Here is a 13,579-nt window from a genome sequence, read left to right as displayed (position 1 = left end):
CGCACTCACGACACCCACGGCTGGGTGTGGGGGTGGCGGGGTGGGCTGTAGTGAGTATGGTGAAGAGACTCACTGTTGCCTAGTGGCTCGGAGACCTGATGGACAGCGAAGCCCCTGCGTGGCAGGCCAGTGCCTGCATCTTGTGCGAGTGCAACTGCGGGATCGAAATCCGGCTCGGCGGCGAGGACGGCCGTGCGTTCGAGAAGATCAGGGGTGACAAGGCCCATCCGACGTCGCAGGGCTACACCTGCAACAAGGCGTTGCGGCTCGATCACTACCAGAACGGCCGCGCGGGGCGGGTGACGCAGCCGCTGCGGCGTCGCCCCGACGGGACATTCGAGGAGATCTCCTGGGACGACGCGATCCGTGAGGTGGCCGCCCGGTTCGGCGCGGTGCGGGACACGTTCGGCGGCGAAACGATCTTCTACTACGGCGGCGGTGGCCAGGGCAATCATCTCGGCGGGGCGTACAGCAGTGCGACGATGAAGGCCTTCGGCGGCCGGTACAAGTCCAGCGCGCTGGCGCAGGAGAAGACCGGTGAGTTCTGGGTCGACGCGCGCATGGTCGGCGGTTATGTCCGCGGCGACTTCGAGGAGTGCGAAGTCGCGCTGTTCATCGGCAAGAACCCCTACCAGTCCCACGGTTTCCCCCGCGCCCGCGTGGTGCTCAAGGAGATCGCGAAGACGCCTGAGCGCACGATGATCGTCATCGACCCGGTCCGCACCGAGACCGCCGAGCTGGCCGACATCCACCTGCCCGTACGCCCCGGCACCGACATCTACCTGCTCGCCGCGCTCGCCGCCGTCCTCGTCGAAGAGAAGCTGCTCGACGAGGAGTGGCTCGCCGAGCACGCGAGCGGCCTGGACGAAGTGCTCGAAACGCTCCAGCAGGTCCCGATCGCCCGCTACAGCGAGGTTTCCGGCATCGACGAGCACGTCCTGCGTGACACCGCACGCCGGATCGCCGCCGCTTCCTCGGTCGCGGTGCTGGAGGACCTCGGCGTCCAGATGAACCACGACTCGACGCTGGTCAGCTACGTCGAGAAGCTGATTTGGCTGCTCACCGGGAACTTCGGCCGTCCCGGCACGCAGTTCATCCCGTCCGGGCTCGCGACGATCGGCCGGGACCGCGGGCGTCACATCGACGACATGCCGCGCAGCCCGGTCGCCGGCGCGCCGATCATCGCCGGCCTGGTCCCGAGCAGTGTCGTCACCGAGGAGATCCTCACCGACCACCCGGCCCGGTATCGTGCGATGCTCGTCGAGAGCGCCAACCCGGCACATTCGCTCGCCGACTCACCCAAGGCCAGGGAAGCGCTGGCCTCGCTCGACACGCTGGTCGTCATCGACGTCGCCATGACCGAGACCGCGCGCCTCGCCGACTACGTGCTGCCCGCGCCCACCCAGTTCGAGAAGTGGGAAGCGACCTTCTTCAACTTCGACTTCCCGCGCAACATCTTCCACCTGCGTCCGCCCGTGCTCACCGCGCCGGACGGGCCGTTGCCGGAGCCGGAGATCCACGCCCGGCTGGTCGAGGCGTCCGGCAGGCTCACCGACGCGGACGTCGAACCGCTGCACGCGGCCGCCGCCGAGGGCCGGGCCGCGTTCGCGAAGACGTTCACCACCATGGTTTCCGGCGACCGGCGCCTCGCCGGCCTCGCGCCCGTCCTGCTCTACCGCACGCTCGGCCCGACCCTGGCCAACGGCGCCGCCGCGGCCGCCGCGCTCTGGCCCGCCGCACACCGCTGCGCGCAGGAATTCCCCGAGGGCGTGCGCCGCGCGGGCTACGGTGAAGGACTCGAAGCGGGGGAACGGCTTTTCGAAGCCATCCTCACCAGCCCGCACGGCCTGGTCATCACCGACGACGACTGGGCCGAGACGTGGACCCGCGTCCGGACGCCCGACAAGCTCGTCCACCTGGACATCCCCGAACTCCTGGAAGAACTCGCGGACCTGCGGGACCGCCCCGCGCCCGCGCCGGATCCGCGGTGGCCGTTCGTGCTTTCCGCGGGCGAGCGGCGGGCGTTCACCGCGAACACGATCATCCGCGACCCGCGGTGGCGCAAACGCGACGCCGGTGGCGCGCTGCGCATCAACCCCGCCGACGCGCTGAAGCTGTCCGTCGAGCTGGGCGATCGCGTGCGGCTCACCACCGGGACCGGGACCGCCGAGGTCACCGTGGAACCGTCCGACCGGATGCAGCCGGGCCACATCTCGCTGCCCAACGGCCTCGGCCTCGACTCGCCGGGCGAGAGCGGCGACGCCGTCGTCACCGGCGCGGCGCCGAACGAACTGACCGCCGCCGGCAGCCGGGACCGCTGGGCGGGAACCCCGCACCACAAACACGTCCTGGCCCGCCTCGAACGCCTCTAGCCAGGGCCGCGGAAGGTGGTCCGGTAGGCGGTGGGGGAGACCCCGACCGACACGAGGAGGTGCTGGCGCAGCGACGCGGCCGTCCCGAAACCGGCGTCGGCCGCGATGCGGTCCACCGGCAGGTCGGTCTCTTCGAGGAGCTGCCGCGCCCGCTCGACGCGTTGCTGGATCAGCCACTGCGCGGGTGAAAGGCCGACCTCCTCCTTGAACCGGCGCGTGAACGTCCGCACGCTCGTCGACTCCTGCGCGGCGAGCTCGCGCAGGGTGACCGGGCGGTCGAGATGCCGCAACGCCCACGTGCGGGCCGTGCCGGTCGAGGAGGTCTGCGGATTCGGGACGGGCCGCTGGATGAACTGGGCCTGGCCGCCTTCGCGATGCGGCGCGACCACCACACGGCGTGCGACGTCGTTCGCGATCGCGGCGCCGTGGTCGCGGCGGATCATGTGCAGGCACAGGTCGATCCCGGCCGCCTCGCCCGCGGACGTCAGGATGTCGCCGTCTTCGGTGTAGAGCACGTCCGGGTCGAGCTCGACGTCCGGATACAGACATCTAAACTCCGCCGCCGATTTCCAATGCGTGGTCGCCTTGCGCCCGGTGAGCAGCCCGGCGGCCGCGAGGACGAAGGAGCCCGTGCAGATCGACGCGATCCGGGTGCCCGGCCGGATCCGGCCCAGCGCTTCGCCGACGCCGTCGTCGGGCCGTGGATCGCCTTCCGAGGCCGGGATGATCACGGTGTCGGCCTCCGCAAGCGTTTGCGGTCCGTGCGGGACCTGGATGTCGAAGTCGGCGCTGGTCCGGATCGGGCCCGGAGCGGAGGCGCAGGTGACGACGTCGTACAGCGGTTTTCCGGTCGCGCCGTGCGCCGCGCCGAACAGCTGGTGCACGATGCCCAGCTCCAGCGGAAGCACCCCGGGACGCACGAAGACCGCGACAGTGCGAAGAGTCTCCATGGCTCGATTCTTACACATGATGGCCATCAGGCCACTCGCGTCGGCCGGGCATGACGCGCAGGGTAGAAGCCGTGAACGTGTTGTGGATATTCGCCCATCCGGATCAGGCTTCGCTCAACGGCTCGCTGCGGGACGAAGGCATCGCCGAATTGGCCGCGGACGGGCACAGGGTTCAACTGTCCGATCTCTACGCCATGAAATGGAAGTCCACTGTAGACAGTGATGACTTCGCCGACGAGGGACTCAGCGCCGACATCGTCGAGGAACAGGAGAAACTCTCCTGGGCCGACGCGGTGGTGGTGCAGTTCCCGCTGTGGTGGTACGGCATGCCCGCCATCCTCAAAGGCTGGTTCGACCGCGTTTTCGTCAAGGGCTATGCCTACGGGGTAAGGGATCCCCGGGAACCGCGCCGCTCACTGCGTTACGGGGAAGGAAAACTGGCGGGGAAACGTGCGCTCGTCGTGGTCACCAGCGGGAGCCCGGAGGCGCCGCTGGGGCCGAGAGGGATCAACGGCCAGCTCGACGAGGTGCTGTTTCCCTTGCTGCACGGCACTTTGTGGTACACCGGGATGCCGGTGCTCCCACCGGTCGCCGTCTACGGCGCGGACCGGATCGACGCCGACGGCTACCGGGCCGCGGCGGCACTGGTGCGCGAGCGGGTCGCCGCCATCGGGTGCACCGAGCCGATCGCTTTCCGCTACCAGAACACCGGCGACTACGACGAGTCGCTCGTCCTCCGGCCCGAGCTGGCGCCCGGTGGCTCCGGTTTGGGAGTGCACCGGGCGGGCCCGGGGACCTCAAGGCCGGAACCGGGTCAGGCAGGCAGGGGGGATGGATACCGGCCTGACCCGGGGTCGGCTCACCGCCGGAAACAGCGGTGAAGAACTCAGTCCACGCGGCAGGCGGTACCGATCGTCGCCCGCCGGTGGGTCGCGGGGGTCACCATCGCTCGGAACTTCATTTCTTCCTCACATCGCTAGCATCGTCTTCATCTGCCGGGAGCGGGGACCGCCCTGGCCGGCCGAATGGGCAGAGGGTCGCCGAAGCCGGTTCCATCTCACTTTCAAATGGCTTTCATCGCGGCTGAAGCGGAATTTTCCGTCGCTACAAATCGATGTCAATCATGAACTCCCAGTGTCGACCCCGACCTATGGCGAGACTCGCGGTCGCCGGTTGCACCTCGCTTGCAGCTGGGTTGCAGCCCAGTCGCCGGGGTCCGACATACTGGCGAACGAGTGGCGAGGAGGAAGGCGGCCGAAGTGGAATTCCGGGTGCTTGGCGTGGTCGAAGCCGTGTCGGACGGCGAGCGGCTCGACCTCGGCTCCCGCAAGCAGCGGCTCGTGCTCGCCGTGCTCCTGCTGGAAGCGGGCCGACTCGTCCCACTGGACAGGATCATCGATCTCGTCTGGCCGTCGGACGCGCCGGCGTCCGCCCGCGGCACGGTCCAAGCGCTGGTCTCACGGCTGCGCGCGGTGTTCCGGCGGGCCGGCGCCGGACCTGAGATCGTCGGCCAGGGCCCGGGTTACATCCTGCGCGTGGACCCGCAGTCGGTCGACGTGCACCGGTTCGCGGCGCTGGTCACCGAGGCGAGGGCGGCAGACGACGAGCCTGCCGTCGCGCTGTTCGACCAGGCGCTCGCGCTGTGGCGCGGGAACCCGCTCACCGACGTCGCGCCGGAGGAGATCGCCGAACGCCTGTGCGGCGGCCTGCGCGAAGCCAGGTTGACCGCGCTCGAAGACCGGGTGGACGCCCAGCTGCGGCTGGGACTCGGCAGGCAGCTGCTCGCCGAGCTCACCGCCGTCGTCGCGGAACATCCGCTGCGCCAGCGGTTCGTGGGCCAGCTGATGCTCGCGCTCTACCAAGACGGCCGCGCCGACGACGCGCTGGAGACCTACCGCAGGCTGCGCACGCGGCTGGCCGACGACCTCGGCCTCGACCCGGCGCCCGACCTGAGGCGGCTGGAGACGTCGATCCTGCGCGCGGATCCGGCGCTGGCCGGGCCGGCCGAAGACACGCCACCGGAACCGGTGCGACCGGCTCAGTTGCCGCACGACGCCCACGGTTTCGTCGGGCGCGAAAGCGAACTCGCGCGGCTCGACTCCGGCCTGACGTCGTTGTCGGCCGGAACGAAGATCTGGGTGATCAGCGGCACCGCGGGGGTCGGTAAAACGGCGTTGGCCGTGCGCTGGGCCCACCGGTCCCGTGCCCGGTTCCCGGGCGGGCAGCTGTACCTCGACCTGCGCGGGTTCGATCCCGAGCACGCGCCGCTCACCCCCGCCGTCGCGCTCACCCAGCTGCTGCGCGGCCTCGGCGCCGATCCGCGGTCGATCCCGTCGGACCTCGACGGCCAGGTCACGCTGTTCCGGTCGATGCTCGCCGACGAACGCGTCCTGCTGGTGCTGGACAACGTGCGCGACGCCGGGCAGGTGAGCCCGCTGATCCCGCCCGCCGGCACGGTCGTCGTCACCAGCCGGCAGCGGCTCGGCGACCTGATCGCGCGCACCGGCGCGCAGGCGTTGCCCCTGCCCGTGCTGCCCGCCGCCGATTCCCGGCGCCTGCTGGAGGTGGTGCTCGGGGTCGACCAGGTCGCCGCCGAAACCGAAGCGGCCGACGAGCTCGCGCGGCTGTGTGGTCACCTGCCGCTCGCGTTGCGGATCGCGGCGGCCAATCTGGAGGCCGGCCCCGAACTCGAGATCGCCGACCTGGCGCACGAGCTCGCCGAGGGCGACCCGCTGGCCGGGCTCACCATGGACGGTGCCGAGGAAAGCGTGGTCACCAAGGCGTTCGCTTCTTCGTACAAGGCGCTCCCGGCCGAACAACGCCGGACGTTCCGGCTCCTCGGCCTGCTGCCGGGGCAGACGTTCACCGTGCAGTCGGCGGGCGCGCTCGCCGACCGGCCGGTCGCCCAGGCGGACAAGCAGCTCAAGGCGCTGGCCGCGGCGCATCTCATCGAGCAGTACACGCGCGGGCGGTTCCGCTTCCACGATCTGCTGCGCCGCTACGCGATCGACCGTGTGCTCGCCGAAGACACCGCCGCCGATCGCGAGCGAGCCAGGGAACTCGTCCTGGGGTACTACCTGCACACCGCCGACGCCGCCGGGCGGCAGCTCATTCCCCACTTCCTCCGGCTGCCTCGTGAGGTTCCGGCGGATATTTGCTTCCAGGACAACGAAAACGCGCTCGCCTGGCTCGACGCCGAATGGCCGAACGTCAGCGTCGCCGTCGGCCAGACAGCCGAACGCGGCCCGCGCGGGATGTCCTGGCACCTCGCCGACGCGCTGCGTGCTTTTTTCCACTACCGCGGCCACCGCACGGAATGGTTCAGCGTCGCGTCGACGGCGTTGGACGCCGCGCGGGCGATGGGCGACGCCCGCGCGCAGGCCGCGATGCACCAGAGCATCGCGCTCGCCTGTGTGAACATGGGCCGCTACACCGAAGCCCGCGAGCATCTGACCAGCGTGTTGCGCGGGAACCTGGCCGATGGCTGGCGTGCGGGGCGGGCCGCGGCGCTGAACAATCTCAGCGCGGTGCACCAGCGGCTCGGCGACCCGCAGGCGGCGATCGACACCGGGCAGGAATCGCTCGAGCTCTGCCGGGAACTGGGGAACGGCGCCGGGGCGGCGATGGCGCTGGCGAACCTCGGCTTCTCCTATTGGCAGCTCGGCGCGCTCGGCCGCGCCCTCGACCACTTCACCGAGGCGCTGGACCAAGGCGAACGCGAAGGTGCGCGATACAGCGTCGCCGTCCTGCTCGTGGACCTTGGCAACGTGCACCGCGATCTCGGGAACCCGCGCGCCGCCGAGGATTTCTACACCCAAGCGCTGGCGGCGAACCGCGAACTCGGCTACCACTACGGCGAAGCGACGGCCCTCGCCGGCCGCGCGCTCCTGCGCTGCCGAACCGGCAGCGTGTCGGAGCAGACCCGCTCCGACGCCCGCGCCGCTGTCGAACTGACCAGGCAGATCGGCGACCACGGCACCGAAGCGTGGACACTCAACGCGCTGGGCGAGGTCTGCCTCCGCCTGGGCCTCGCCGCGGAAGCCGGGGAACACCACCGCCTGGCGCTGGACATCGCACGGGAAACCAGTTTCTACTGGTGCGAAGCCGACGCGCGACGCGGACTCGCCGAGTCCCTGCTCGACCTCGGCGACGTCGACGAAGCGCGAACCCAAGGCGAAACAGCCGTCGAACTCGCCCGCCGCGCGGGCTACCGGCTCGTCGAATCACGGGCCCTGCTGACCGTCGCCGAGGTATGGTCCCGGCTCGGCGACCCCGAACTCGCGGACGACCTGCGCGCGAAAGCCCGCCACACGTCCTTGACCCCTGCCGCAGACTGAGCCGGAAAAAGCGCTGGACCCGAGACGTTAGGGTGAGCCCGTGATCACTTGTGTGGTGGAGTACGTCATCGATCCCGCGAAGATCGAAGCCTTCGAACGGTTCGGCCGCCGGTGGATCGAGCTGGTGAACGCCCACGGCGGCAACCATCACGGTTACTTCCTGCCGTCCGAGGGCGCGAGCGACAAGGCCATGGCGTTGTTCAGTTTCCCCGGCCTCGCCGAGTACGAGCAGTACCGCACCCTGTTCGGCAAGCATCCCGACTTCATCGAAGCCGACCGCATCCGCGAGGAAAGCGGCTGCGTGCTGCGGTACGACCGCAGCTTCATGCGCCCGATGCTCCCCTGACCTGTGCTCTCCGGCTCGTGAGTGGCAACAAGTGTTCTAACACTCGTAGCCACTCACGACCCGCTCACCCAAGGCGCCCCGTCTGCCACACCCGCCCTGCGCTGTCCTGAACGACGCTTCAGGGTGTGAGCATGCGTAGCAGCGACTCGGTGAGGTTGTCCAGATAACCCGGGGTCGCGGCGACGCGTCGCACGCCGGTGCGCCAGAAAACGGGCGCCGCGAACAGGTCCAGTGCGAGTTCGCGGTCCAGCTCGGCCGAGATCTCGCCTCGCGCCAGGCCTCGGTCGAGTACCGCTTCGCCCAGGCTGCGGCGGGGGTCGCCGAGGTGGGCGGTCAGCGCGGACGCCAGCGCCTCGTTGCGTTTCGCTTCCGCCACGAGGTCGAGCAGGATCCGCCCGAGCCGGGGGTGGGCGAGCCAGTCGAGTATCGCTTCCACCATCGCCCGGACGTCGCCGCGGAGTGAACCGGTGTCGCCGACCGCCGCCATCGGCACGCTCAGCCGCGAAACCACGTCGACGGTCATCTCCTCCTTGGACGGCCAGCGCCGATAGAGCGCGCTCTTGCCGACACCGGCGCGCCGCGCCACGGCGTCCATGGAGAGGCGGCCGTAGCCGTGTTCGGCGAGCTCCTCCAGGACTGCCTCGACGATCGCGTCGGTCAGCTCCGGCTTGAGGACGGCGGCCCCGGTCGGCGTACGGCGTGCCTTGTCTGTCATGACGACACCTTAGCAAGCGGACGGGACGATACCGTCTCGACCACTTCGTCACGGGTGACCCGCGTCACGGTTTTCGGTCCACATGCAACAGTGAGGGGCTGGTGACCACAAGCCGTCGTGACTGTTCCCACCCCAGTGCTGGAGGCCGCGGTGTCCGATCCGGTGCGGCCGGACGCCGAGCTCTGGCTGCTTATCGCCGTGGACGACCACCAGGCGTTCACCGAACTGTTCGAGCGGCACGCGCGGACGATTTGGAACTACGCATACCGGCTGACGGCGTCGTGGAGCGCGGCTGACGATCTGCTGGCGACCACGTTCCTGACAGCGTGGCGCCGGCGGCGCGAAGTCCGGCTCATCCGCGACAGCGCCCTGCCCTGGCTCTACACCGTGACGAGCAACGTCTGTCAGGGCGAACGCCGCCGGCTGGGCCGGTTCCTGCGGATCGTCCCGAAACTCGCCGCCGCCGATTCGGCGCCCGACCACGCCGAGCGGCTGGCGGAGGACAGTGCGGCACGGGAGCGGCTCAAGCGGGTACTCGCCGCCATCGAACGCCTGCCGCGCGGCGAGCGGGAAGCGGTGAAGGTGTGCTTGCTCGGCGGCACCTCCGCCGCGGACGCCGCCGAATTGTTCGGCATTTCGGAACCGAGTGTGCGCTCACGGCTTTCCCGTGCCAGGGCCCGGTTGCAGGAGATCACCCAGGAGGCTTGTGATGACTGACCCCTTCGACTTCGGACCCGTCCGGGAGTTGCCCGACCACGTCCGAGCCGACGCCCGGCGCCGGATCGCCGGCGGAATGGCTCCGCGCCGGAGCAACGGTCTCGCCCCGATCGCGATCGCTTCGGTCGTCGTGATGCTCGCCGCGGGGGCGGTGGCCTTGACCGCGTTCGACCGCGCGATCGGGTCCGATCCCGTGGCCGCCAGCGCTTCCCGGAGTGTCGACGACCCGAACCGGCCGGGCAACCGATTCGTTTCACCCGAGGAAAAGTTCAGCGTCCTCGAGCACAAAGCGCCCGCCGACGCCACGGTTCGGTGTATGGCCGCCGAGCCCGGCGCCGAGCGATGGGAGCCGTTGTTCACGGCTTCGGCCAGGGGCGTGAGCGTGACCGCCTTCTTCACCCCGGGCGGAAAGCGGTTCTGCGAACTGACTCCCGCCACCGTGACCCTGTCGGCCGTACAGCCCGACTCGCCCGCGGGTACCGCCCAAGCGACGTTCGTCTCGAGCTTCGGCACGGTCGCCGGGGTGGTCGACCCCGCCTTCGGAACCTTGTCCGTCGGCCCGCAAGGCTCCGAGGCTCGCGAGATCGCCTTGCTGCGGAACGGGATCTTCGTCTCCCCGAACGCGATGTCTTTGCCGGACAAGGGTTTGACGTTCTACCTGGGCGGATCACCAGACGTCCAGGGCGGGACGCGAGCCGCCAATGCCCCGGCTGCCTCGACGGCGACGACCGATCGCCCGCAACCGGCGGGGGACCGGAATTCCGAGTCGGGACAACGCCTGTCCGCTTGTTTCCGGGACGCGGCCGGACCTCCTCCAGTGGACGTGGAGGCTTGGGAGCCGGCGGATTCGCGAGAACTCGGCGGCGGTGAAAGCCTGCAGCTGGGCCGGTACGGAAACCTGCTGGCGATTTGCACGTTCACCTCTGACAACGTGTTCCTCAAGATCGACGAAGAGTCCGACAGCAACGGCTACCGGACTCTCGAAGCCGAAAAGAACCCGTACTTGTTCACCAGCACGGTTTTCTACGACTTCCGCGGGCACGCCAACGGCTCGAGTTCGAGTGAAACGGTCGCTGTCACCGGACTGGTGAAATCCGCGGACGTCGCTTCGGTCAGCATCTCGCGGCCGGAGTCACCATCGGTGGTCGCGACCGTCCACAAGGGAACGTTCGTCCTGCCCGGGATCGAACTCAACGAGGGCACACCCGCCGAACGGCAGCACACCGTACTCACCGCGTTCGACGTCTCCGGAATCGTCCTCGCCCGGATCGCGCTGAAGATCTAGTGCTAGCGCCGGTCCAGGTCGGCGTGGCGGGTGGCGAGGGTGCTGGCGAGTTCCGCCAGCTTGACGTTCAGCTCCTGGGAGGCTTGGCGCAGGACGTCGAACGCCTCCGGCGCGGTGATGCCCCGCCGCTGCATCAGGATGCCTTTGGCCTGGCCGATCACGTCCCGGCTGTCGATGGCCTTGCGCAGGTGCGCGGTTTGGAGTTCGGCGTTGGTCAGCGCCTGGGTGTGGGCGAGCGCGAGGCTGGCGTGGGTGGCCAGTAGCAAAGCGATGTCTCCGTCGGCGTTGCTGAGGCCGTCGAGTTCGCGGGAGTAGATGTTGAGCGCGCCGGACATCTGCGGGGGCCTGGCCTCGGGCAGCAAAGCCGTCGACAGCACGGAGTTGTAGCCGCGTTCCGCGGTCGCCGGGCCGAATTTGGGCCAGCGCGGCTCGTGGGCGAGATCGGCGCTGCGGCCGGTCGCCGGGCCGGGCTTGCGGGCGGCGTCGACACACGGTCCCTCGTCGAAGTCGTACTGCAGCTGGTCGAGTTCGTCGGCGATCGGGTCGGTCTCCATGGGAGTGTGGTAGTCGCCGTTGGGGCCGCGCAGGGTCACGCTCACCACATCGGCGTTCGGGATGACCTCGTGCGCGGTGATGACGAGCTGCTTGAGCACGCCGGCGGCCGTGGTGGCGTTGAGCAGATTCCTCGTCAGCTCGGCGAACTGGTGTGCCAGCGGCCCGAGTGGCGAGTGCTCGGTGGCGGCGAACTGCTGTTTGTCCTGGATCCAATCCTGCGAGCTGGAGGACATCTTGAGAACCTCGACTTCTCGACATTGGGCGGTGGCCGGACGCACCGACGCTGGTTGCTCAACGTCAGGGCTGCCGCACGCCGGTCACCTGACGACCAGCGGCATGCGCAGCCTTGCGCCCGATGCTAGTCGCTTGCCGAGGGGTTACCCGGCTCACGTCCGCTCATACCTGCTCTTGGGGTGAATTCGCCGGGCCCGCACCGGCCATGGAATAGGGTAATCTCCTCAGGTGAATTTGTCCGGCGAGGTCGTGGTTGCCGTGGGTCTCGGGCCCCATGATCATGTGTGCTGGGCGTACGACGATCCGGCCGTTTTTCGGGACAGAGCCGTGGAATTCGTCACCCAAGCCGTCGCCGGGGGATACCGCGTCTTCTTTGTGGCCGACGACGAATTCGTGCGCGCCCATCTGGCCGGATTCGAAGCGATTCAGGAAGCGGTACGCCGGGGAGCGGTCCGGATAGATTCGATCGCGCAACGGTATACCGCCGGGGACGTGATCGACCCGGAACGTCAGGTCGAGATCTACGCGGCGGCCACCGAAAGCGCGCTCGCCGTGGGATATGCCGGATTACGCGCCGTCGCCGACGTCACTCGCCTGGTGGGCTCGCCCGAACAGCTCGACGCGTTCGCCCGATACGAGTCACTGGTCGACCGCTATACGGCCGGTCAGCCGTTTTCGGCGTTGTGCGCCTACAACCGGACTGAGCTCGGCGACGAAGTCATCGCCCAGGTCGCCTGCTTGCACCCGAAAGCCAGTGCCGGAGCGACCCCGTTCCACCTGCACGCGCCTCGGGACGCCGAGGCCGGGACACTCGAGTTGAGCGGCGAGCTGGACCTGCTCAGCCGCGAGGTGTTCCCGCTGGCACTGGACCGCGTGGATTCGCGGGCCACGGAAAGCGAGCTCGTGATCGACGCGACCGGGCTCAGGTTCGTCGACCACAACAGCATGCTCGCGCTCTCCGAGCTGGCCGATCGGCGGGAGGCGACCGTCGTGCTCCGGACGTCGGGCCTGATGCCCGCGCGGCTGGTCGAGATCCTGGATCTGCGGAACGTCCGGGTGGAGGCGCCGTTATGAGAACAGGCGCCGCCGCCGGCCATCTGGGTTGTTTCCACGAGGCGGCGTTCTACGGTTCGGACGAAGACTTCCTTTCCATTGTGGTGCCGTTCCTCGAAGACGGCCTCGAAGCCGGGGAACCGACCCTGGTCGCCTTCGACGAGACGAACGAGAAGCTGATCCGTGGCGCGATGGGCGGCGCCGCGGGGCTGTCGTTCCTGAGCGGGGCCGTGCAGTACGCGCGGCCCGCCGGCGCGATCAAGAAGTACCGGACCATGATGGCGGCCCATGTCGCCGGTGGTGCCGAGCAGATCCGCATCGTCGGTGACGTGCCGCACCCGGGGCTGGGAGCGTCCTGGGACCGGTGGGCGCGCTACGAAGCGACCGTCAACCACGCCTTCGACGACTTCCCGCTGTGGGGTCTTTGCCCGTACGACACCCGCATCACCCCGGACGACGTGCTCGCCGACGTCGCACGCACCCATCCGCATATCGCGTCGGCGGACGGCGAGCACCGGCCGAACGCCGGGTTCGAAGACCCGATCGGCTTCCTCGGCCACCTCGGCGCGGCCGAGCCCGACCCGCTGGAGCTGGCGCCGCCGTCGGCCGAGCTGTGGAGCTTCACCCCCTCTGCCGCCCGCGACGCCGTCATTCGCGGCGCGGCGGATACCGGCGTTTCGCCATCGGACGTCGATGATCTGGTCATCGCGGTGAGCGAGGCCGTCGCGAACGCCGACAGGTACGGCGTGGCCCCGATCCGGCTGCGGTTGTGGGCGGGCTCGGATCGGCTCGTCGTCACCGTCACCGACCAGGGCCGCGGTCCGGCCGACCCGTTCGCCGGACTGGTCCCGGCGCGGAACTCGACAGGCGGGCTCGGGCTGTGGATCGTCCACCAGCTCTGCGCCCGCGTCACGATGAGTACCGGCGAAGACGGTTTCACCCTGCGGATGGTCGTGGGCAGGCCCGGCCTGACCCAGCGGGGGGTCGTGAGTGCGTAACAGTGTTAGAGATGGGA

General features: G+C 69.4%; 11 protein-coding genes. 8 read left to right on the top strand and 3 right to left on the bottom strand.

Translation table 11 applies throughout. The features are described 5' to 3' along the window. Nucleotides 1-98 precede the first annotated feature (98 nt). Nucleotides 99-2,372, top strand: coding sequence for a molybdopterin-dependent oxidoreductase (locus VGP60_RS32695; protein ID WP_327552025.1), 2,274 nt, complete (start codon nt 99-101; stop codon nt 2,370-2,372). Here VGP60_RS32695 and VGP60_RS32690 read toward each other — a convergent pair. Beyond that, nucleotides 2,369-3,349, bottom strand: coding sequence for a GlxA family transcriptional regulator (locus tag VGP60_RS32690; RefSeq protein ID WP_327552024.1), 981 nt, complete (start codon nt 3,347-3,349; stop codon nt 2,369-2,371). The genes VGP60_RS32695 and VGP60_RS32690 overlap by 4 nt on opposite strands. Before the next feature lie 44 nt (nt 3,350-3,393). Between VGP60_RS32690 and VGP60_RS32685 the strand changes: the two genes are divergently transcribed. The 3 genes from VGP60_RS32685 (at nt 3,394) to VGP60_RS32675 (ending at nt 8,005) form a co-directional block, all read left to right on the top strand. Then, nucleotides 3,394-4,203, top strand: coding sequence for an NAD(P)H-dependent oxidoreductase (locus VGP60_RS32685; protein ID WP_327552023.1), 810 nt, complete (start codon nt 3,394-3,396; stop codon nt 4,201-4,203). 354 nt (nt 4,204-4,557) lie between these two features. Beyond that, nucleotides 4,558-7,659: an AfsR/SARP family transcriptional regulator gene (locus VGP60_RS32680; protein ID WP_327552022.1), complete on the top strand. Its 3,102-nt coding sequence runs from the start codon at nt 4,558-4,560 to the stop codon at nt 7,657-7,659. Nucleotides 7,660-7,699: 40 nt separating this feature from the next. Further along, complete coding sequence (locus tag VGP60_RS32675) at nt 7,700-8,005, top strand: NIPSNAP family protein (RefSeq protein ID WP_327552021.1); 306 nt, start codon at nt 7,700-7,702, stop codon at nt 8,003-8,005. Between the two features lie 118 nt (nt 8,006-8,123). Here VGP60_RS32675 and VGP60_RS32670 read toward each other — a convergent pair whose 3' ends face one another. Beyond that, the gene (locus tag VGP60_RS32670; RefSeq protein ID WP_327552020.1) at nt 8,124-8,720 is read right to left on the bottom strand and encodes a TetR/AcrR family transcriptional regulator; all 597 of its coding nucleotides are present in this window, start codon (nt 8,718-8,720) and stop codon (nt 8,124-8,126) included. Between the two features lie 117 nt (nt 8,721-8,837). Between VGP60_RS32670 and VGP60_RS32665 the strand changes: the two genes are divergently transcribed. Further along, nucleotides 8,838-9,437, top strand: coding sequence for an RNA polymerase sigma factor (locus tag VGP60_RS32665; RefSeq protein ID WP_327552019.1), 600 nt, complete (start codon nt 8,838-8,840; stop codon nt 9,435-9,437). Beyond that, entirely contained in the window at nt 9,430-10,722 is a 1,293-nt protein-coding gene (locus tag VGP60_RS32660) for a hypothetical protein (protein ID WP_327552018.1), read from the top strand. The genes VGP60_RS32665 and VGP60_RS32660 overlap by 8 nt, the downstream gene beginning before the upstream one ends. 2 nt (nt 10,723-10,724) lie before the next feature. Here VGP60_RS32660 and VGP60_RS32655 read toward each other — a convergent pair whose 3' ends face one another. Continuing rightward, on the bottom strand, nt 10,725-11,510 hold the full coding sequence (locus VGP60_RS32655) for a GAF and ANTAR domain-containing protein (protein ID WP_327552017.1): 786 nt from the start codon (nt 11,508-11,510) through the stop codon (nt 10,725-10,727). Nucleotides 11,511-11,739: 229 nt separating this feature from the next. On the opposite strand from VGP60_RS32655, the gene VGP60_RS32650 reads away from it, so the two are divergent. Both VGP60_RS32650 and VGP60_RS32645 read left to right on the top strand, forming a co-directional pair. Further along, complete coding sequence (locus VGP60_RS32650; protein ID WP_327552016.1) at nt 11,740-12,585, top strand: MEDS domain-containing protein; 846 nt, start codon at nt 11,740-11,742, stop codon at nt 12,583-12,585. Beyond that, on the top strand, nt 12,582-13,562 hold the full coding sequence (locus VGP60_RS32645; protein ID WP_327552015.1) for an anti-sigma factor RsbA family regulatory protein: 981 nt from the start codon (nt 12,582-12,584) through the stop codon (nt 13,560-13,562). Before VGP60_RS32650 ends, VGP60_RS32645 begins: the two co-directional genes overlap by 4 nt. Nucleotides 13,563-13,579: the final 17 nt, after the last annotated feature.

The sequence above is a fragment of the Amycolatopsis sp. genome (genome assembly GCF_036008905.1).
Classification (GTDB): domain Bacteria; phylum Actinomycetota; class Actinomycetes; order Mycobacteriales; family Pseudonocardiaceae; genus Amycolatopsis.
The sequence above is the reverse complement of the archived record's forward strand: the minus strand, read 5'-3'. Positions and strand labels throughout refer to the sequence as shown.